General features: G+C 57.4%; 18 protein-coding genes. 6 read left to right on the top strand and 12 right to left on the bottom strand.

The window, feature by feature from the left end:
- Window positions 1-28: 28 nt before the first annotated feature.
- From GQR90_RS07740 to GQR90_RS07730, 3 genes are all read right to left on the bottom strand, one after another.
- Window positions 29-1066 carry a hypothetical protein gene (locus GQR90_RS07740; RefSeq protein ID WP_158773593.1) on the bottom strand — a complete coding sequence of 346 codons (1038 nt, stop codon included), beginning with the start codon at window positions 1064-1066 and terminating at the stop codon, window positions 29-31.
- Between the two features lie 300 nt (window positions 1067-1366).
- Entirely contained in the window at window positions 1367-2701 is a 1335-nt protein-coding gene (locus GQR90_RS07735) for an APC family permease (protein WP_158773592.1), read from the bottom strand.
- Between the two features lie 98 nt (window positions 2702-2799).
- Window positions 2800-3651: a carbon-nitrogen hydrolase family protein gene (locus GQR90_RS07730; protein ID WP_158773591.1), complete on the bottom strand. Its 852-nt coding sequence runs from the start codon at window positions 3649-3651 to the stop codon at window positions 2800-2802.
- Between the two features lie 205 nt (window positions 3652-3856).
- Between GQR90_RS07730 and GQR90_RS07725 the strand changes: the two genes are divergently transcribed.
- Window positions 3857-4657 carry a helix-turn-helix transcriptional regulator gene (locus GQR90_RS07725; protein WP_158773590.1) on the top strand — a complete coding sequence of 267 codons (801 nt, stop codon included), beginning with the start codon at window positions 3857-3859 and terminating at the stop codon, window positions 4655-4657.
- Window positions 4658-4881: 224 nt separating this feature from the next.
- On the opposite strand, the gene GQR90_RS07720 is transcribed toward GQR90_RS07725, so the two are convergent.
- Together GQR90_RS07720 and GQR90_RS07715 are read right to left on the bottom strand one after the other, a co-directional pair.
- Entirely contained in the window at window positions 4882-6342 is a 1461-nt protein-coding gene (locus GQR90_RS07720) for a Na+/H+ antiporter NhaC family protein (protein ID WP_158773589.1), read from the bottom strand.
- A 503-nt stretch (window positions 6343-6845) separates the two neighbouring features.
- Entirely contained in the window at window positions 6846-7406 is a 561-nt protein-coding gene (locus GQR90_RS07715) for a helix-turn-helix domain-containing protein (protein WP_233266481.1), read from the bottom strand.
- 146 nt (window positions 7407-7552) lie between these two features.
- Between GQR90_RS07715 and rhtA the strand changes: the two genes are divergently transcribed.
- Together rhtA and GQR90_RS07705 are read left to right on the top strand one after the other, a co-directional pair.
- On the top strand, window positions 7553-8446 hold the full coding sequence (gene rhtA, locus GQR90_RS07710) for a threonine/homoserine exporter RhtA (RefSeq protein WP_158773587.1): 894 nt from the start codon (window positions 7553-7555) through the stop codon (window positions 8444-8446).
- A gap of 113 nt (window positions 8447-8559) precedes the next feature.
- A complete protein-coding gene (locus GQR90_RS07705) occupies window positions 8560-9084 on the top strand; it encodes a TspO/MBR family protein (protein WP_158773586.1) in 525 nt (174 codons plus the stop codon).
- A 100-nt stretch (window positions 9085-9184) separates the two neighbouring features.
- Here GQR90_RS07705 and GQR90_RS07700 read toward each other — a convergent pair whose 3' ends face one another.
- From GQR90_RS07700 to GQR90_RS07685, 4 genes are read right to left on the bottom strand one after another with little or no spacing between them, the layout of a single operon-like run.
- Entirely contained in the window at window positions 9185-10702 is a 1518-nt protein-coding gene (locus tag GQR90_RS07700; protein ID WP_199269497.1) for an ABC transporter ATP-binding protein, read from the bottom strand.
- The gene (locus GQR90_RS07695) at window positions 10699-11598 is read right to left on the bottom strand and encodes an ABC transporter permease (RefSeq protein ID WP_158773585.1); all 900 of its coding nucleotides are present in this window, start codon (window positions 11596-11598) and stop codon (window positions 10699-10701) included. The genes GQR90_RS07700 and GQR90_RS07695 overlap by 4 nt, the downstream gene beginning before the upstream one ends.
- Window positions 11595-12521 carry an ABC transporter permease gene (locus GQR90_RS07690; RefSeq protein WP_158773584.1) on the bottom strand — a complete coding sequence of 309 codons (927 nt, stop codon included), beginning with the start codon at window positions 12519-12521 and terminating at the stop codon, window positions 11595-11597. The genes GQR90_RS07695 and GQR90_RS07690 overlap by 4 nt, the downstream gene beginning before the upstream one ends.
- Window positions 12518-14077: an ABC transporter substrate-binding protein gene (locus GQR90_RS07685; protein WP_158773583.1), complete on the bottom strand. Its 1560-nt coding sequence runs from the start codon at window positions 14075-14077 to the stop codon at window positions 12518-12520. Before GQR90_RS07685 ends, GQR90_RS07690 begins: the two co-directional genes overlap by 4 nt.
- Before the next feature lie 453 nt (window positions 14078-14530).
- Here GQR90_RS07685 and GQR90_RS07680 point away from each other — a divergent pair, with 453 nt between their 5' ends.
- Window positions 14531-15184 (top strand): GNAT family N-acetyltransferase, encoded by a 654-nt coding sequence (locus GQR90_RS07680; protein ID WP_158773582.1) that lies wholly within the window; start codon window positions 14531-14533, stop codon window positions 15182-15184.
- A 185-nt stretch (window positions 15185-15369) separates the two neighbouring features.
- Here the strand turns inward: GQR90_RS07680 and GQR90_RS07675 are convergent, their stop codons facing one another.
- Complete coding sequence (locus GQR90_RS07675) at window positions 15370-16212, bottom strand: alpha/beta fold hydrolase (protein WP_233266480.1); 843 nt, start codon at window positions 16210-16212, stop codon at window positions 15370-15372.
- Window positions 16213-16390: 178 nt separating this feature from the next.
- Here GQR90_RS07675 and GQR90_RS07670 point away from each other — a divergent pair, with 178 nt between their 5' ends.
- Entirely contained in the window at window positions 16391-16696 is a 306-nt protein-coding gene (locus GQR90_RS07670) for a 2OG-Fe(II) oxygenase (RefSeq protein ID WP_158773581.1), read from the top strand.
- A gap of 97 nt (window positions 16697-16793) precedes the next feature.
- Here GQR90_RS07670 and GQR90_RS07665 read toward each other — a convergent pair whose 3' ends face one another.
- Complete coding sequence (locus GQR90_RS07665) at window positions 16794-18707, bottom strand: bifunctional 2',3'-cyclic-nucleotide 2'-phosphodiesterase/3'-nucleotidase (RefSeq protein WP_158773580.1); 1914 nt, start codon at window positions 18705-18707, stop codon at window positions 16794-16796.
- A 227-nt stretch (window positions 18708-18934) separates the two neighbouring features.
- Complete coding sequence (locus GQR90_RS07660) at window positions 18935-20134, bottom strand: MFS transporter (protein WP_158773579.1); 1200 nt, start codon at window positions 20132-20134, stop codon at window positions 18935-18937.
- A 155-nt stretch (window positions 20135-20289) separates the two neighbouring features.
- Here GQR90_RS07660 and GQR90_RS07655 point away from each other — a divergent pair, with 155 nt between their 5' ends.
- On the top strand, window positions 20290-21117 hold the full coding sequence (locus GQR90_RS07655; RefSeq protein ID WP_199269495.1) for an AraC family transcriptional regulator: 828 nt from the start codon (window positions 20290-20292) through the stop codon (window positions 21115-21117).
- The last annotated feature ends 12 nt before the right edge of the window (window positions 21118-21129 follow it).

Genomic DNA, 21129 nt, shown 5'->3' with positions numbered 1-21129 from the left:
GCTACCAACACTCTCCTTCTGAGCTATCTCATACCAGTGTCAGCAGGGTATAGGGGGCTTCACACGAGTGACGTTCATCGCGTGCATCGATACTGCCCAGTGCGTGATTGCGATCATTGTCATAAACGATGAACAAGCGATCACGGTCCAGTACTGCCAGGCCCTCGGCCTTGTGCTCAAACTCCAGCACTTCACCCTTCTCATCGGTCACCAGTACAGGTGCCTTTCCCGCATGAAACGCTTCCAGAGACAGCACCCATAGATAACCGCCGATCACCTCTTTACCCGCCTGCTCGGTCTCGAAACTCGTGACCAGATAAAGCCGTGCATGATAAGGATCATATTCCAGACTGGATAAGCCGCATTCGTGCTGCACTCCCGCATAGTCGGCAGGATCGAAGCTGAAGACATCATGCAGGTCCTCGATGAACTCGATGTTGTCATTGTCGGTCAGGGCATAACGCGCGCCGATGACACGGCGCACATAGACGAAATCATCATGTGCATTGCCTTGCTCGCGTATCCCGAACAACAACAGCCCATCTCCTCTATCGCTGGGAATCACCGCCAGCCCTTCGATCTTGTAATAGGGTTCACCGATGGCCGCCTCAAGCTTTTGACGAAACTCCAGTGACCCCTCGACGCCATCGCGCGGATCAGGGTCCACGACCTGCACCTTGTCTGGCTCGCCTACCGGCCAGATCAGCAGATGGTTGTAATCATTGAGCTCATGACTCTCGCTGTCGATACGATCAAAACCTGTCGTTGCCAGCATGTGCCGACCATCGGTCGTCAGTGCGAAATCCTCATACTTGACCGCCTGACGAATACGCGGGGCGGTCAGATACTCGAGCTGGCTGTCGTCAGGCCCGTGTGAATTCAGCGGCAGCGTGAAGACCGCCGATCGTCCCTCTCCCGGAATCGGCTTGTCACTTGCCATCAACAGCCGCTCGCCATCGTAGGCCACGGCAGATATCTCGGCATTGACCAGCTTTCCTGATGCATCCTTCAAGCCTGCCGGGAAGCAATGGATCGTACCCTGTTGCGTGATATGGACTCGAGCCATGCGTTGCTCCCTGTCGTGAAGAGAATAAGTCTTGGAACGTTTTATCTCGATAGCAGATGGGACAGGCGATGAGTAGCGGAGTTCGCATTGTCATGGACACACTCTGATAGTCGCCATTTCTGGGGCTCCAGCCGTGGCGCGACCTACCAAGCAGCACCGACACAATGGGGCAAGATCCAGCTTGTGCCGAGAAGCAGGATGCCAGCTTCTGTCAGTCAGTTTTAAGCGCCCAATACAACGATGCCCCACCATGACGGGCGGGGCATCGTTGTATCATTTTTCCAGCGCTATCTTATCGGCCTATTGCGCAGCCGTCAGGCTGGCCAGTTCAGGCATGGGCTGCCTGAAGCCTCGCGTCAACCAACACAGCCAGAGCATACCGATGGCAAGCCAGACGCCACCTAGCAACAGCGCCCGCGCATCGAGACTGACCATCAGCCATACGATGGCAAACAAGCCAATCAAGGGGAAAAGTAAAAAGAAGACAGCTCCGTGCAGGCCTCTACGTTTCTCTCGAACATAGTAATGAGCCATCACTGCAATATTGACCAAGGCGAAGGCGACAAAGGCCCCGAAGTTAATGAAGGATGCGGCAGAGAGGACGTCCATGGTCAGTGCCAACAGCGCCACCATCCCACTCAACACTAGCCCTCCGACAGGTGTTCCATAGCGCCCCAGCTGACCAAGAAGCCGCTTGGGAAGGAGTCCATCACGTCCCATTGCATACAGTAAACGCGCGCCACTCGCCTGTGCTGCTATACCGGAGGCAAACTGTCCCACCACAAGGCCAATCAGGAAGATGCTGACGAAGAGGTCTCCACCGATATTGCGTGCTATCTCATACGCTGCTGCATCAGGATTTTCAAAGACCCCTCCAGGTGCTGCCAATTGCACGAAATAAGACACGACAACGAAGATGAGACCGCCAATCAACGTGATCAACAAGATGGCACGCGGCAAAGTACGCTGAGGATCACGCGTCTCCTCCGTCAGGGTCGTCACTGCATCAAACCCGAGGAAGGAGTAACAGGCAATGGCAGCACCGGCCATCAACATCGGTAGCGTCCCTGATGCTTCTCCCATACCAGTAAAGGGTACGAGGCTGAACAACGGCTGCGAGACATCGCCGACGATGTAGCGAATGGCCAATGCCACAAATGCCACGATCACCAACATCTGTATCAACATCATCACGCCATTGATGGCACTCGCCAATCTCAGCCCGACAATATTGATGAGTGTCGTGACAATGATGAAGGCAATCAACCACGCGGCAACGGGAATTGCCGGAAAAGCCGAGTTGAGGTAAGCCGCCCCAATCAGCCAGATAACCATTGGCAAGAACAAGTAATCCAGGATGATTGCCCAACCGGCGATGAACCCGAGACGCTCATCAATGGCATGCCGAACATAGGCATAGGCGGAGCCCGCCACAGGGTAGGCACAGGCCATGCGCCCATAACTATGCGCCGTGAACAACATCGCAAGCAGCGCTACCGCATAGGCACCTGATACGGCGCCTGAAGTCACCATTGCCAATACGCCAAAGGTGCCCAATACGATAATCGGCGTCATGTACGCCAAGCCGAACATGACGACCTGACTCAAGGAGAGCAAGTTTTTCTGTCGAGACATCTTCATTACCTTTTATAATTATTGATCTTTATTGACTACCTTTCCCGGCAAAGGCATCAGCCCGAGAAATGTTGCACTGAATCCCGTCGACGCTCTATTCAGAAGCGCCAGGCAGTGCTGTTGGAAGTGCTCGCCTGGCTGAGAGGATCCTGAGACGAGGTAGGAAGCGGAGCACTCGACTCTCCCGCGAGTGCCATCCGACGATCGGCGAGATAGTCGTAGTCCTTGCGCGCGCGTGAAAGCAACGCAATATCCAGTGTGACGAGATAGATACCTTCTTCCCGCTCTGCCTGAAACACGGTCTCTCCTGACGGTGAAAATACGCCGCTCTCGCCCGCGAAGGTCAGTCCTGCCCCCTCGCCACATCGGTTGCTCATCGCAAGAAAACACTGATTATCCTGAGCACGTGCTTGCGCGGCACGATGATGTGTCGGGCCATAGGGGTCCATGTTGCCATTGGTTACCACGATGACATCGACGCCCAACTGCGCTAGCGCGCGTGAGGTCTCCGGGAATTCGATGTCGTAGCAGATCATCAACCCCAAGGTCAGCCCACGCCATTCCATAACGGCCATGCGGTCGCCGGGAACCACCAGGTTTCGCTCGTCTGGCCACAGGTGTGTCTTGCGATAGCTCAGCGCGACACCCGATTCAGGCGTGATCAATAACGTCGTGTTGTAGGTTTCTTGCTCGCCTTCTTCCAACAGCCCAATGGCAAGCGCACAGTCATGATGACGGCTCGCGTCGCACAACATCTCGATTTCAGGCCCGTCCAGAGACAGTGCGCGGTCTGCCACGTGCCCTATTTCGGCAAATCCACTGAGGTGTGTCTCGGGGAATATCATCAAGGAGACTGCGTCACCATGACGAGTGATGGCATCAAGCGCCGTGGTAAGGTTACGTGCGATATCACCCTCGACACTCGGAACTTGTGCTAACGCTATCTTCATGCAGAACTCCAGTGCCTCATATCCAAAGGCATGACGGGGGATTGAAGGAGAGTGAGATCGAGTATCCGCATTTCACAGCAGTTGCCAATTACCTGACAGGGTTACCCCAGAAAGGGGCCTGCCAACAGCCTACAGACACAGCTCCTCTGCCATGTGCATCATGTGAGCTGCCACAAGATTCTTGATGAAGGGGACATGCTTCACCATGAGCACCGAAGAATCAGCAGACGTGCTGACCTCGCTCGGATGGCACAGAGACTTCTCGCTACTCCTGCGCGAGCTTGAAAAGGAAACATTCTGGCGCTCGACGAGTCGCGTGCTTTCACGTCATCTGTGTTTCAACACATGGGTCGCCCTGGTATTCCACCGTGATCATCCGCCCACGATCCTGGCAGACAGTGATGAAGATGACGGTGCAGATGAGATGCTCTTCCAGGATTATCAGAAGGGGTTGTATTTATTGGATCCCTTCTATGTTGCAGCGCGAGCGGCCCCCGTCTGTACATTGGTCACTCTGGACGATGTCGCCCCCGAGCAGTTTACGCAGACCGAATATTACCAACGCTATTTCAGGCGCAATATTGTCGCGGATGAAGTGCAACTAAATCAGCCGTTGGAAAATGGCAGTCTCTTGTGTCTCTCACTAGGGTCGGTTGAAACCTTCAATACGGCTGCACTCGGCTTGTTGCAATTGATCCAGCCATGGCTTTGCGAGTTGATGCGACTACGCATTGCCTATGAAACCTCACGAAGCCATCCTCCTCGCGTACATCCTTGGCACCCAATGGGTGATCAACAACTGCCAGGCACCTCACGTCATGGCCTGACCGAGCGTGAACGAGAGGTGAGCCAGTTGATGCTCGGAGGTTGCTCGACCAAGGAAATTGCCCGCCGGCTGGGCATTTCCATTGAAACAGTACGCGCTCACAAGAAGCATCTGTATTCCAAGCTGGGAATTAATACACAGGCCGAGCTGTTTTCTCGCTTCTGGCAGGAACAGCCCTGAATAACCCTGAACCGCCCTTCAATACAGCACGTTACGGATGAAACGCAGCACGACGGAGTATGTATTGTGATAGCAATTAACAAGCTCGAGAACACGCGGCTTTAGATACCAGAACGCCTCGCCCCTGCTCATCATCGAGCGGGGACGAGGCGTTTGTCAGTCTTGCGTGCGTGGCCATCCATGCGAATGCGATACAGAACATTGGTCTGCCGTTTCATCCGCTATCAGACAGGCTTTACCGGGCTTGCCGGCACGGCATCAGAGGAGTGGCCAGCGGCCGCGCCATGTTCTGTGCGGAGGTCCTGGTCATTCTGGTTGCGCGAACGCCAGTAGATGGAGATGGCCAACACCACTAGCATGGCCCAGGGATACGGCGTAAAGAAGGACGCCATCGCGCTGGGTGCCGCCACACCCGTCTCGGCTGCACTGGCGGCGATCACCTGCTGCCAGACCGCCACCGCAATGTGCCACGGCAACAGGAAGAAGACGGTGCACACGGCACAATCCATCAGGTTGGCACTGCGCTCTGGCGCAATCCCGAACTTCTCGGCCAGCTTGCGCACCAGTCCCGGCCCGACCAGCAGTAGCGCCGGCGCGTTGGCAGACAATGGGATGGAAGCAGCGATCGTCACGGCGACAATACCGGTCTCGGCACCCGTGCGTGTCTTGATCAGACTCTCGTTGGCCTTGTCGAGCAGGCGACGCATCAAGCCGGCATCCAACATCACTTGCGTCAGCGCGAGTACCATCAGCGCGAACAGTACCGCGCCGGTGACGGAGGCGATGCCGTTCTCGATCAACCCGGTACTGACACCACGTTCTGCTGGCAACGAGAAGATATCGCCGAACGTGATCGCCCCCGTCAGCCAGCCACAGATCATCGCCGCCAGATTGCCGAAGAACATGGCCTCGACGATATGGCGCCGCTTGAGCGCAAGTGCGACCACCAATATCAGTGGCAACAGCATGATGAGCCCGCTGATGTCGCCCTGGCTCAAGCGGGACACTTCTCTGAGCGCTTCATCGCTGCCGCCAAAGAAGAGAAAGATGACGACGCAGATGCCCGCAGCGGACAGCGAGAGTGGCAAGCGCGTTCGAATGACATCGGCGACCTGGGCACCTTGAGTCAAGGACGACACGATGGTGGTATCCGACACCGGCGAGAGATTGTCGCCGAAGGCCGCACCGGACAGCAGCGCTACGGCCAGCACGGTCGGGTCTGCGCCCAGCATCACACCCGCCGGGTAGAGAACGGGGCCGAGACCGATGACAGTCCCGACACTGGTGCCTGTCCCCAGCGAGAACACCATGCAGATGACGAAGGCCAATAATACGAAGCCACCACCGGTAGCGCCCAACGAGGCTCCTACCCACTGCAGGCCTTCTATCAAACCTCCCGCCGTCATCAACTTGCCAAAAACTCCCGCCAGCAGCCAGAGGGCAATGATGGCCGTCGCGGTCTGGTTACCCATTCCGCGCAGCAAGCTTTCACAATAGGCCGATCGATTGCGACACAGAAACAGTCCTACGCCCATCGCTACCCAGGCACAGGCCCAGAACGGTTTGGTACCGGCACGCTCCATGACAGAGAGATAGATAAGACCCGACACCAGAACCAACAGCGGCATGAGCGCCCCCATCACACCACCACGGAATTGAAGTTCTTTCGTTTCTGTCTGAGTCATATGAATGCACCTTGAGGTGTCGTCTTGTTATTGGATATCACTCGTCGCTAAGGATCTTGCCGTTGCGCCAGGTGACGAGCGACCGGCAAAAGGCTCCAATTTGCAGGCATCGTCAGGCTATGTGAGCAAGCCGCCTTGCGACCAATGCCAAAATGTTGCGCAACTCATTAGCTTTCGACATGACCGAGCAATAACGCTGCAAAGCATTAGAAACACAGTTAATTAGCAATATTAAGATCAAAAATGGCAGTGCTTCTTGTGGCGGTATAGAAGGAAATAGCACTCTCTAATGCTGACTCGGACTGGGCGGACACGCCTGTGGCCAGCGCCAAGACAGCGCCAAGACAGCGCCAGCAAAAAATATCTGTGGAAAGAAAAGGCAGGAAGCGGACAGAGGGCGCTCACCAGTGCATCGATGAAGTGCACTGGTGAGGCGTGAACGGAGAAAGCCGCTTTACATTTCGACACGCACGATCATGTGCGGGAGAGTCCTGATCCGCCCTTCAGTACAGTACATTGCGAATGAAGCGCAGCGTGCCGATACCCGCATTGTGATAGCGATAGGGTTGATCGCTGGGGTAGACATGGAAGTCACCCTGCGCAATCACATGGGTACCCGATGCAAGCTCAAGCGTCAGCTCGCCTTCGGTGACCACCAGCATCTCGTGCCAGCCCGCACCGTCGGCTGCACAGAAGTATTCCTCGTCAGGCGCTAGCGTCCAGGCCCACAGCTCGACTTCCTGGGTCGCGGGCTTGCTCGCCAGAAGTACCGCGCGACTCTCGGGAGTGCTCCCTACCCACGCAACTTCATTGATGCGCGCAGAGTCCTGACTCTCTGGTGGTTGTACCAGTGCGTAGAACAGTACCCCCAGCGCCTCAGCCAGTTTATCAAGCGTGCTGAGGCTGACATTGACGTCACCCTTCTCGATATTGACCAGCATGCGACGACTGACGCCCGCTTGCTCCGCCAGCGACTGCTGACTGAGCTCAGCTGCCTGGCGCAGACGACGAACATTGGTCGCGACATGTATCAGGACGTCGGGTCGATCTTTACTATTGTGCAATATAATGCGCATCCGTACAATTCGGCTGACGATAAGAGCCCCGGCTCATTCAGTACTGCACCGGGCGCTCTTGCTCCTTGCATACCTCATGAATCATGCCGCATGTGCCTGGCACTGGCCATGCCCACGCCATCAAGGAGACCAACATGTCCGTTGCCGCTGTAGCGTCACCTTCTCGTCTATGGCCAATAGCGATGCTGTTGGTCGCGATGTGTTCGATTCAGAGTGGTGCGTCGCTTGCGACCTTACTTTTCCCGATGGTGGGTGCTGCCGGGGCCACGGCCATACGCCTGATGATAGCCTCAGCCCTGTTACTGGTCATCCTGCGCCCGTGGCGCAAGGCCGTGACACGCAAGGCATGGAAGTCGATCGCAATATATGGCGTGGCACTGGGCGTGATGAACCTGCTGTTCTATCAGGCGATCCAGACAGTGCCGCTGGGGATTGCCGTGGCACTCGAATTCACGGGGCCACTGGCAGTCGCCCTGTTAAGCTCACGTCGTTGGCTGGATCTTGGCTGGGTGGCGCTGGCAATCGTGGGTCTGGTGTTGCTGCTGTTGCTGGGAGAGGAGACTGCTGCGCCGATCGATCCCATTGGAGCAGCTTTCGCTCTGGGGGCTGGCGTCTGTTGGGCACTCTATATTCTGTTTGGACAGAAGGCCGGGGCCGGTAATGGTACACAGAGTGCGGCGCTTGGTATCACGATCGCAGCACTTTGCGTGGCGCCGATAGGATTGATGGAAGCGGGGACGGCGCTCTTTAGTCTGGATGTCCTGCCACTGGCACTTGCCGTAGCGGTGCTTTCCACCGCCCTGCCCTATACGCTGGAAATGGCTGCCATGCCCAAACTGCCGACTCACACCTTTGGCACGTTGATGAGCCTGGAGCCTGCAGTTGCAGCGGTCTCGGGACTGCTTTTCCTCGGCCAATCGCTGGGCACACTGCAATGGTTGGCCATTGGTCTGGTGATCACGGCGTCGGTGGGCACCACACTGACCGGCAAGGCGTCGGATATCATCGAAGCGCCAGTCCCCGACTGACACATGGCAACTGCCCGTATCATTGACGCGTTGGTGCATCTGATGCCCGCGCGCATTCATCAGCGATGACTGATGGTACTCTCAGGTTTTCTCCCTGCCTCAGGAGTCGTCAAATGTCTTCTCTTCCATCGTCCTCACCCGCTCGTTCACTGGGCCAGATGGTGCTCTGGTTCGGCTTGTGCTTTGCCACGGCCGCCATTGGTGCCATCGCCTCGGTCGAGGCCAAGTCGTTCTATTCCAGCCTCACTCAACCCGGCTGGGCGCCTCCTGCAGGGGCTTTCGGGCCAGTGTGGACGACGCTTTTCGTGATGATGGCGATAGCGGCCTGGCGGGTCGCGCGCGAAAGTAAACAGGCCTGTGATGGCATGCAAACAGCTCGCCGTATAGCGTTGGGATTATTCGTTGTTCAGCTGGTCATCAATGCGCTGTGGAGCTGGCTGTTCTTTGCGTGGCAGATGGGCGCTGCGGCCTTCGCCGATGTCCTGCTGCTGTGGGCACTGATCGCCATCACACTGGTGGCATTCTGGCGCATCGATCGCCTCGCGGGTCTGCTGATGGTGCCGTATCTGCTATGGGTGACGCTCGCAAGCGCACTGACATGGTCAGTGTGGCAGGCCAACCCCGCCCTGCTTGGGTGAGAGTCATCTCGCCTTCTTCCATAACGAGATAGCCCAGCCATTGGCTGGGCTATCTCGTCCATGACAGCGTGTCCTCATGATTGAAGAACACTCATGGCATCTATCCTGACTTCAGGGGGTGTGGTAATTCTCGCAATCGACCGTCTTCAACGACCAGCACGCGATCCGCTACCTTGCGCAGCAGTTCCGTGTCGTGACTGACCAGCATCAACGCCATCCCCTGCTCGCGAACCATCGCGACCATCAGAGTGATCACTTCCTGCTGCACGAGTGGATCCAGTCGTGATGTCGGTTCGTCGGCGAAGATGAAGCGCGGTTTGATCAGCATCAACTGCAACAGTGCAAAGCGTTGCAGCTCACCTCCAGACACCTGTCCGGGCAATCGCGCCAACAGCTCTGGCGCCAAGGCCAGTCGCTCCATCAGCCCGGACAATCTACCCTCATCGAGCCGGTGGCGTGTAATGACATCTTTCAGCAAGCGTCCCAAGGCGCGATGCGGCGGAAAGATCGCGACAGGATCTTGATACAGCTTCTGGTAATGCATTGCCACATCATCACGCAACACCTGCCCTTCACGAGGTGCGAGCAGACCCAGCAGCGCATCTCCCAGTGATGACTTGCCGCAGCCGGATGCGCCCTGAATGCCGACGATCTCACCATGGCTCATACTGATATTCACGTCACGCAGCAGCGGGTGATCACCCCTCGCTATCGTCAGCCCCTGGGCACGGATGATGGGCTTGCGCGAGCCAGACGAAGGTGATGCCGTGCTCACTGAGGGTGGTACTTCAGGCCATGCCTCGGGTGCAGCCGCAAGTAGTCGACGCGTATAGGGGTGCGCCGGCGCCGCCATGATCTTGCGCGTATCCCCCTGCTCAATGATCTCCCCCTTGCGAACCACCATGAGACGCCCACCAATCTGGCGTGCCAACGTCATGTCATGCGTGATCACCATCAGTCCTGCTCGTGGCATTTCTGCCAGTGACTTGAGCAGCATGTCGCCAATCTCGCTGACACGCGCGGCGTCCAACCCCTTGGTCGGCTCATCGGCAATCAATAACGGCGCGCCACCCGCACGTGCAGCAGCAAAGGCCACACGCTGCGCCATGCCGCCAGAGAGCTTGCCAGGTAGCTGGTCACTGGCTGCGGCAACCCCGAGCTGTACGAGATCCGTATGAGCAGCTTGCCGAGCGTCCTGCACTCCACGCCTTGCCACCAGCCGATAAGCCTCTCCGACTTGCTTGACCACTTTCATCAAAGGATCCAACGCAAGCCACGGCTCCTGCGGGAGCACCGCCAGGCGACGCCCCCACAGCGGCTGTCGATTGGCCGGCGTGTGCAACGGATACTCAACTCCGTCGAGCCACAAACTGCCAGAGGCGGCCAGTTCACGTGGCAAAGTGCCCAATAGCGCCTGGGCCAGGAGGCTCTTGCCGGATCCCGTCTCGCCGATCACCACCAGCGGCTCACCCGCCTGTAGTGAAAGCGACAGCGGCGATAACAAGGGGGGTTGAGTTGGTACTGCGCCCCGTAGCATCACACTGACTGCCTCCGCTTCCAGCACGATGGCCGTCTCGGATGCGTCTGCTGGCTTCACATGCTCTATCACGGCATTCATGCGCGCGCTCCTGCAATATTGCCTGCGGTGGATGCCTTGGCATCGCCACCGGACATCAACAACAACCCCAGCAGTAACAGGAAGGTGACCAGAACAGGGGTCAGCAGCGCCAGCGGGGCTTCACGCCAGTACGGTAATAACTCGACCATCATTGTCCCAAGTTCCGGAGTCGGCTCTGGAATACCGACATGCACGAACCCCAGCGCAGCAATCGCCATCAACGCATTGGCCATGCCGAAAGCCATCGCCGTCAACATGACAGGAGCCATCGTTGGCCAAAGATGATGACGGAAACGATAGAGCACACCGAATCCCAACAAGCGGCTGGCTTCAATACCAGGGCTGGCCAGTGCACTACGACCAGTGGCCCGCGACAGTCGGAAGAACTCAACCCATAACACCAGCGAGAGACCCAGCCACAACGCGACTGGCGTGGAGGGCAAGATGACACTGACCATCAGCACCAGCAGCAGCCCCGGTAACGCCAACAGACTATCGGCCACCAAAGTCAGAAGACGCTCCACCCAGCCGCCACGCCCGGCGGCCAACACCCCCAGCGAGATACCCGCTAGCGTAGCGCAGATCACCGCCCCAGCCGCGATGGACAATGACAGACCAAGCGCTGCCACCAGACGGTGATACAACGAGCGTCCAAGATGGTCGTAACCCAGCGGGGCAGACGCCAGGTTTCCATCCGCATATGTGGCGTGCATGCCCTGCAGTGCCAGGTACAGATGCTGTTCAAGCGGGTCGCCCGGAAGTATCCAGAGGCCCAACAACGCCAGTGATACGAGGCTGCCAACCAGACTCGCACCGATCACGCGACGCAATGGCCAGCGCGGGCGAGAGATGGCTTGCGGTGCATGGCGCACGGAAACTCGTTCAAGCACGTTCATTTCACACCTCGCGGGTCCAGTTGGCGGCCCAGCAGATCAACAAGCAGATTGATCACCACAAAACCGATACCTAGTACCAGCGCGGTGCCCTGCACCATCGGTACATCACGCGAGAAGATGGCATGCACCAGTGCGTGTCCAATGCCTGGCCAGCCGAAGATGCTCTCGATCACGACGACTCCCTCCACCAACGTCACGAACTGCAGGCCAAGATAGGTCACCAGAGGCAGCGCGACATGCCGCAGGCCATGCCGCCAGAAGGTCTGTGCGTTGCTGAGCCCCTTCCAGCGCGCGAAATCGTGAAAGGCGGTTTGCGTCACTGCCGCCATGGCATCTCGCGCCAGGCGAGCTGATACCGCCGCAAGCCCGAGTGCCAACGTCAGCGCAGGGAGGATGAAGTGCTTTGCCTCGCCATGTCCTGCGGCAGGTAACAGACCCATCTCCACCGCAATCAACAGGATCAATACCAATGCGAGCAAAAACTGAGGGATGGCGCGCAGTAGACTGCAGATTGCCAACAGACTGCGGTCCAGCAGGCCCCCAGCACGCAGCCCTGCCAGCAAACCCAGCGGAGGGCCGATCAAGAATGACAAACCAAGCGCTGCACCTGCCAGTGACAGCGAATTACCCAACTGGTGGCGTATTTCGTTCCAGACCGGCTCACCGGTAATCAACGAGGTACCAAGTTCCAGGCGCAGGATATCGCCCAGCCAGTAAAGGAAGCTCAACCCGCCGGAAGCCTCCATCCCCATCTCCGCGCGCACCGAAGCTGCGGCTGCCGCATCCAAAGCATCATAGCCATATCGCCCAGCGGCGATCCGCCACGAGGCATCACCCGGCAGGCTCTGCATCATCAGAAAGCTAGCGCCGCCAACCATCAGCACCACCATCACTAGCTGCAACAGGCGTGAAGAAATATTCATGGTGCCCACCGCAGGTCAGAAAGACCGAAGCTACGCTCCCAGGGGTCTACCTGAGCGCTTTCAAGACGATTTGAGATCGCCAGATTCTGGTAATACCAGGCAATCGGAATTACGGGTAGTGCATCCTGCAATACGCGACTGGCCTCGCGGCGCGGGTCGCGGCCATTGTCGGAGGCGGCATGGCCTTCGCGTGCCATTCGGGCAAGTTCAGCCGAGAAGTCCACATCATGCCACCCCATCGCACCCCAATCGCCACCCGGCGCCTCGACCGTCCCGGCATAGTCACTCAGCAAGGTGCCGATGGGGTCTGGCACCAGGGCCAGATTGCGTGCGAACAGGGCAAGTTCAAGACTGCCATCATGATGGCCCGCAGGAATCGCGGAGAAGTTGGTGATATCGAGACGTGTCGCGATGCCGATGGCATGAAATTGACGCTCAAGCACTGTGGCCACCAGCGGCAATTCAGGGCGATCAGAGAAGGTGATCAGCGTGACGGCGAGGCGCTGGTCACCCTTATGGCGAATACCGTCCTCTCCTACCTGCCAACCGTCAGCCTCCAGTAACTCACGCGCCTTGATGACATCCTGATGCAACGCCGGCAGCGCCGCGTTGTGCCAGCCTTCGATCATCGGCGGAAATAGCTGGCTTGCGCCTTCGGGGTAGCGCAGCACCACCTGCGCGATGGCAGTTCGGTCAATCGCCAGACTCAATGCCCGACGTACGTCTGATGAGTTGAATGCCGCATGATTGGCATTGACCTTGAGCAGCAAGGTACGCGGGGTCGGCGCAGAGGCCAGCGAGACACGAGGTGAATCCCTCAGACGCTGGCGACTGGCGGGATCGAGCGAATAGGTGAAATCGGCATCACCACTTTCTGTCATCAGTGCCCGGCCTTCGGCACGACTCACCGCCTGATAGCGTGCGCGCCGTATGTCGGGCTGCTCACCCCAGTAATCTACAAAAGCAGCCACCTCAAGACTCAATGGCGGTGACATGCTCATCATGCGATAAGGCCCGGTGCCGATTACGGCAAGCGCAGTCCCTGAGTCGTCATAGGCAGATGGTGCCAATATCTGTTGACGGTAATCGGCTAAATACGCAGGGAGCGCTGCGAATGGCTCACTCAAGTGAATCACGAGGGTCGCCTTGCCGGTGGAGGCATCGTCCTGAGCCAGAATCTCCTCGACCGGTACTGACTTGAGCAGACCCGGCTTGCCACGCGCGATCTCCAGCGCCTGACGCGCGACCTCTGCCGTCAACAGGCTGCCATCATGAAAATGCACATCCGCGCGCATCGTGAAACGCCACTCCAGGCCGTCATCCGTGACCGTCCAGTCCGTGGCGAGCCCGGGACGCAATTCCCCCTTGGCATCTACATCCACCAGTGTTTCCACTACCTGCATGCGCTGAAACAGGATGCCACTCAGCAGCGGGTCTGCTCCCTTGATATCAAAGGGCGCGACGATCTCCAGTCTCCGCGAAGCACTTTCCTGTGACGAGAGTGCCACCCCTTCCGTTGCATGCACCACCGATGTTAGACCAAGACTCAGTGTCATCACTGTCAGCCATGACCCCCGAAAAATCTTGCTGAGTAACGTCTGACGCAGGCTGTTTTTCAGCAGAATACGGGCGTGATCGGGCTGGACTGATCCAGCGAGGAGACGCGTGGGCAGGGCTAACGGCCGACCAGAAAGTCGCCCACGGTGACGACACCGTAACCTTGAAAGACTGTTGAGCATCTATATCGCGTATCCTGAAAATGAGCTTCACCGCTGCCGCTCGAGGAACGCCAGTCAAGAGATGCAATGTTATAGTATAACCATTGCATTCTAGCAACCATCGACTTCACTTCGGGTACTGGACAGACATTCACTTGTCAGACTTTCCACAAAACCTGAAGATGGTGTGCTTAAATTAGGGTGTACTAACTGACTAGAGAGTCAGGCTGCATCATAAATATTGCGTTGGACAATATTCCCCTTGCAAACACCAATGAAAACGGAGGGATCATGGATGATCTCAGCATTACCCCAATCAACGACACACCGGCCAATCGCTATCTAATCGATGCGGCACAGCGCCTGTGTTGTGGCAACATGCTCGCAACCTACAAACGGCATGGTTTCCACTGGAACGAGGATCAGTTCAAGGAGAAATGGCAGGACAACAAGAATTTTGCGATACGCGTCAATGGCGAGTGGGTCGGCTTTCTTAGCCTGAAAGTCCTGACTGATATGCTATATCTACGTGATCTGCAGCTCTTGCCAGACTGGCAACAGCGTGGCATTGGTTCAGCATGCCTGGAATGGCTAATTTCCCTTGCTCGCCAGCCAGAGATCAGTCTGCAAACAGCAGATACTCATGAAATGAAAATACAGAAACACCTCAGAGCACTGCGATTGCGAGTCTTTTCTGATAGCTCCGCGTTAGCGCTTTATGAACGCCATGGCTTTGAGCAGGTCAGCGAGCAATGCACACCGACTCGAGCCGGTGGCATCCTCGCACTGCAGCATAACCCTCACTCAACTGTCTCGACTCATGCCATGGCGGATAGCACTCTTCATGCTGACAGCGATGTGAAGGCTGCCGTGGCACAAGCAACATTGGTTTCACATAGCCTGTCTGGAATATACGCGCAACAGCGTCATCACTCTCTTCAATAAGAAGGTCTAGTGAGAGGGAAAAAGACTGTATCGCTGCGCACACGGACGTAATTCAATGATCCAGTAGTCATTAGTGATACCTATAAAACATCAACGCCCAGTCAATTGACTGGGCGTTGATGTTCATGATGAGCGAGTAATAATTACACGCCCTCTAGATCATTGACCTGAACATTGCGACTCGATCAATGTGCCAGGAATTCAAGAATATAGCGGGTCGTTTCTTGCGGCTTTTCATCCGTCACCCAGTGGCCAGCATCCTTGACCCAGACAAGCTCAGCACCCGGGATAGCAGCTGTCAGCATGGGGGCATAATCCGGCTTCTGAAAGCTGTCCTTGTCGCCCCACAGTACCAAGGTATCAATCTCGATATTCTTGAGGTCACCCGCGATCGCTTCAGTGTATTCCTTGTTGAGACGGCGCATGTTGCGGAAGAAGGCTGCCTTGCCTTCGGCGCTGTTCCAGGGCGCGACATAGCGCTCTACCATTTCTTCCGTGGCCACAGCCGGATCATGTACACCGCTGGGCATGAAGCCGCGCATGGTGCTGATGAACTCCTCGACACTGGTCGCTTCCTCTACACCCGGCTCCAATAATTGCTTGAATTCCGGGATCGGCCAGGAATCGAAACACACGCTGTCGATCAGTACCTGACGACGAACGCGCTCGGGGTGATTGACGGCCATGAGCTGACCAATGCCGCCGCCGATGTCATGTGATACGACATCAGCGCTTGCCACGCCCAGCGCATCCATCAATTTGATGAAAATACGCGTCTGAGCATTGATGGAAACATCGGCATCCAGCGGCATGTCCGACTCACCATAGTTGAGCATGTCCGGTGCAATGACACGATAATGCTTGGCAAGTTCCGGCATCACATCGCGCCACATCAGCTTGTTGGTCGGAATGCCGTGAATCAACAACAATGGCTGCCCTTCCCCCATTTCCTTGTAAGCGATGCGGTGACCTTCAATCATCGCATAACGGGTTTCCAGGGCTTCCATTGTCATGTTGTCGTGGCTCATTGCTGACCTCTTTGCTTGGAAGAAACTCAATCACGGCATGACGATGAGTGAAGATATCGCCCTTTCGCCGTGAACATGGAGCCACCTTACGCATCATTGAGTGATCACTCAAGCAAGATTTTGATCAATCACTCAATTTAGGGTTTAATACTGCCCACCAAATTCAAGGGGAGCGCTCATGGCCCGCGTCATCAACCGCAGTCTGCTCGATGTTCGTCGCCTGACCATCAATCTGGTGACCTACCCGCAAGGCCATCGCGTGATGCGTCACAATGACCCGATGGGCAGTGGACGCTATTACAAGCTCAATATCGTGCTCAAGAAGCCCCGCCAAGGTGGCGTCTTTGAGGCCGATGGCACCCTCTTCACCCTCTTTGATCGTATCGTGCTCTTTCGCCCCGACCTTCACGAGCACAGCGTCAGTCGCATTGAACAGGGCAAGCGGGTGCTGCTCAGCATTGCCCTGCATGCGCCCTGGCGCTGAAGCGCATGGACGACGATGTGTTTGTCAGCCGCTACATACAAAAACGCCAGTCAGCATGAGCTGACTGGCGTTTTTGACACAGGCTTGTCCTTGAAAACTAGCGCAGCTTGTCCAGTCCGACGCGATAGAGAGCAAAACCTGCCTCATCTTCACCAACCCGTGTCATGGGATACACGGCGTTGGCCTTGATGAACTCGGCGGGCTGCTCGCCACTGGCGGTCGTGAAACGGATATCCAGCGGCACACCACTGTCGATGGAGGCCAGCTGCCAGTTGTGGTCAGCCGCCGGGTCAACCGCCCCCTTTTCCTGTGTCTGCTGCTGGATGTACTGCGCCAGGATGCTGCGATTCTCGTCCGGTGACGCGAAGGCGACATGTGACTCACCTGTGCCGGGGAAGGCCTCGCCGTAGGCACGGTAGTTGTTGGTGGCTAACAGGAAGACCTCATCATCACTGACGGGCTGTCCATCGCGAGTCAAGTCGGTGATTCGCTTCGCCTCGGGGTTGATCAGCTTGCAGTCACCGTCATACCGCGCAGGCTGGGTGACATCCACTTCATAATTGACGCCATCGATGACATCGAAGTTGTAGCTGCGAAAGCCCTCCCAATTGATCAGCATCTGCGGCTCACGGCGTTGCGGGTCAATGCGGTTGAACTGACCTGCACTGCACTCCAGCCATTCGCGCACTTCCTTGCCAGTGACCTTCAGCGCCACCAAGGTATTGGGGTACAGGTAGAGATCTGCTGCATTGCGGAAGCTCAGCTCCCCGGCGTCCATTTCCGTGAACTGGGTCGGGTCGTTGTGTCGGCCTCCCACCTTGAAGGGCGCTGCTGCTGACAGGACCGGCAGGTCGGCGAGATCCGGGTCACCCTGGATGAAGCGTCTGACGTAGTCCGCCTGGGCACGATTGACGATCTGGATGGTCGGGTCATCCTGCACGAGAGCGAGATAGCTTTTCATGGCAGCACTCGCTCGACCGATATTCTGATTGACGTACTCACGCGTGGCATCGTGTTCTGGCGTTACCAGCGCTGCCAGCGCCGCGTCCTCTTCCACCTGAGGTTCGCCCGCCACCTGGATGGGACGTGCCTGCGCCTTGCCATCAATGACCTGCCATTGTCCGGAAGCATCACTCAATGTCAGGTCCATCACTCCCACATGACTGCCCCAGTGGCCGGGCATCATCGCCGCTACGCCATTGAGTGTGCCCTTGGCGATATCCGCTCCGGGGACACTGGCGAACTCGTCACTGGGAAAGACGGCATGGGCATGACCAAAGGCAATGCCATCGATACCGTCTATCTGTGACAGGTAATAGACCGAATTCTCGGCCATCACGTGATAGGGGTCTGTCGAGAGCCCCGAATGCGGGATGGCGATCACGACATCAGCACCGGCCTTGCGCATCTTCGGCACCCAGTACCGTGCACTGGCCGTGATGTCCTGGGCGGTCAAACGCCCCTTGAGATGTTTGCTGTCCCAGGTCATGACCTGCGGCGGTACAAAGCCGATATAACCGACCTTCAGCTCATGAGGCTGCCCCTGATCATCAGTGAAGGCATGCTTGATGATGCGATAGGGAGTGAAGTATGGCTTGCCCGTGCCGGCATCCAGCAGGTTGGCATTCACATAGGGGAATTGAGCCCCCGAAAGTGCGCGCTTGAGATACTCAAGCCCGTAATTGAACTCGTGATTGCCGATGTTGCCGACATCATAGTCGAGCTGATTCATGATCTTGTAGGCTGGGAAGACCTCGCCCTCCTCCAGACCCTTGTTCGCCATGTAGTCGCCCATCGGACTGCCCTGGATCAGATCGCCATTGTCCAGCAGCACACTGTTGGCCACCTCGGTACGTGCCTGCTTGATCAGACTCGCCGCGCGCACCAGACCGATGCGAACACTGGGACGATCCTTGTAGTAGTCGTAGTCCATGACATTGGCATGAATGTCCGTCGTCTCGATCACGCGCAACGAAAGGGTCGCGGCACTTACGGGGAGGCTCAGCGACATCGCAGCCGCTAGCCCGACGACAGCAAGCGCTATAGATCGCAGCCCTTCAGATGGCAGTCCTGTAGATGGAAGTCCTTTGAAGGGCAGCCCTGCGAACGCCAGTGCGGACACAGGAGGCCGTGCTGAGACAAGGCGCGTTGCGGTGCCTGATCGGCCCGGAAGTGATGACATGTGACACATCCTTGTGAAAGATAAAATGTCTGGAGAAACGCGAGGCGTGGCAGCGCCTAGCGTGGCAGCTGGATATCTCGCCCCGCCAGCCCCCCGATACCAGCCATGACGATACCGATGGCGGCGCAGCTCAACAGTGCCATCTGCCAGTTACCCTGCCAGTCATACAGGCGCCCGATGATGGGAGGCCCGAGAGCAGCCAACAGGTATCCCAGCGTCTGCGCCATGCTGGAGAGTGATGCCGCCTGCAAGGAATGACGCGCCCGCAGACCGACAAAGGATAACGCCAGAATGAAGGTAGCTCCCGTCCCTCCGCCGATCAGCGCGACCCAGATGATGGCCCATTGCGGCACCATCCAGAGTCCCAGCAGTCCCGCAATGGTCATGCAGGGCGCCAGCATCGCGATCAGTCGCTGATCCTTGAGCCTGGGCATCAATGGCACCAGCACCAGACCCGGCAAGGCAGAGGCCAGCTGCAATAGTCCATGCAGGGAGCCCGCCTGCCCAAGCGCAAAACCATTGTCGGCAAGAATGCTCGGCAGCCAGCTGTTGATGGTATAGAACAGCAATGAATTCAGCCCCATGTAACAGGTCACTTGCCACGCCAGCGGCACCTTCCATAGTGGTGTCTCCAGATGCGTGGCAGCCTCGGTGATGACAGGGGCCGTCTTGCTGGACAACTGCGGCCACCACACCAGCAATGTCAGCACAGGCAGCACGACCATCACGGCGAAGGCAAAGCGCCAGCCCAGCGGGCTCGACTGCTCAAGCGGTACCATGGCAGTCGAGGCAATCGCCGCCATGATGCCCATGGTGAGTACATAGCACGATGTCAGCAGCGCGATATGCTGCGGGAAGGCACGCTTGACCAGACTTGGCAGCAAGACATTGCCGACGGCGATCCCGGCGCCTATCAGCGCGATCCCGAGATAGAGCGCCAGCATCGTGCCTTGTGCCCGTACCACGACACCGGCCGCGATGGTGACCAGGGCAAGGCCGAGACTGCGTTCAAGCCCCAGACGTCTGGCCAATGCTGGGACACAGGGCGATACGATCACGAACGCCAACAGAGGCAGAATCATCAGCATGCCCGCCGCCGTGGCATTGAAGCCCAACGATTGCCGCAGGCTTTCAAGCAGCGTGGCCACACTGGTGAATGGCGCCCGCAGATTCATGGCGATCAGCAAGATACCGGCGATCAGAACGGCAGGCTGACTCAGTCGGCGCACAGAGGAAGAATGACAGAGTTCAGTCATGTGGGGGCTCGCAGCGAGTGAACTGGATGACAGCGATCAGTCACGACTGGGGTGACTCTTCGCACAGATTACCGATAGCTTAATCAACTTCGCGGCTGCAGAATGAAGCCATTATGACTTCAGATACCTGCAAACTGACAATCTGAGTGTGAACCATGTCACTGACCTCATTTTCACCGATGAGTACGGCTGCACTGGCCATGGCCTGCCAGTATGACCCGGACATCACTGACCGTCCGGCAAGCGCGCTGCACGTCGATCTCGGCCAGCAAGCTCTCGAGATTCCCTATCATCAACACCGCAAGGGCCAGTTGGTGATCGCACTTCACGGTGTCGTGACCTGCCGTGTCGCCGAAGGGCTGTGGATGGTGCCTCCCCAGAGTGGGGTCTGGATTCCCGGCGGTCTGCCCCATAGCAATCAGCTGACTCGTGGCGGCCGCATGTGCCACCTGTTCATTGAACCTGGTGCACTTCAGATGCCCGCCCACAGTTGCACCCTCTCCATTTCGCCACTGCTGCGTGAACTGGTACTGCGCCTGGCCCAGATGCCACTGGATTACGCCGATGACAGCTCCACCGCACGCCTGGTCCAGGTGTTGCTGGAGGAACTGGCCAACATGCCAGGAGAACGACTTCATCTGCCACTGCCGGTCGACCGCCGCCTCACCCGTATCAGCGATGCCCTGATCGAGGCCCCCGACGACCGACGTACGCTCAAGCACTGGGCGGACGAGCTGGCCATGAGTGAACGTACCCTCGCCCGACTGATACAGCGCGATACCGGCCTGACCTTCAGCCGCTGGCGACAGCAACTGCATCTTGTCGTCGCGATCCGTCTTCTTGCCGAAGGCATGACGGTTCAACGTGTGTCGGACGCAGTCGGTTATCAATCCGTCAATGCCTTCATCAGCATGTTCAAGAAATTGCTGGGCACCACACCGGCGCGCTATCTCGAGAATCGTCAGGGACGACGACTCAAATGATCGTCAAGACAC

It is taken from the genome of Cobetia sp. L2A1 (assembly GCF_009796845.1).
In the GTDB taxonomy this organism is placed as follows: Bacteria; Pseudomonadota; Gammaproteobacteria; order Pseudomonadales; family Halomonadaceae; genus Cobetia.
This window is presented reverse-complemented; position numbering and strand designations above follow the sequence as displayed.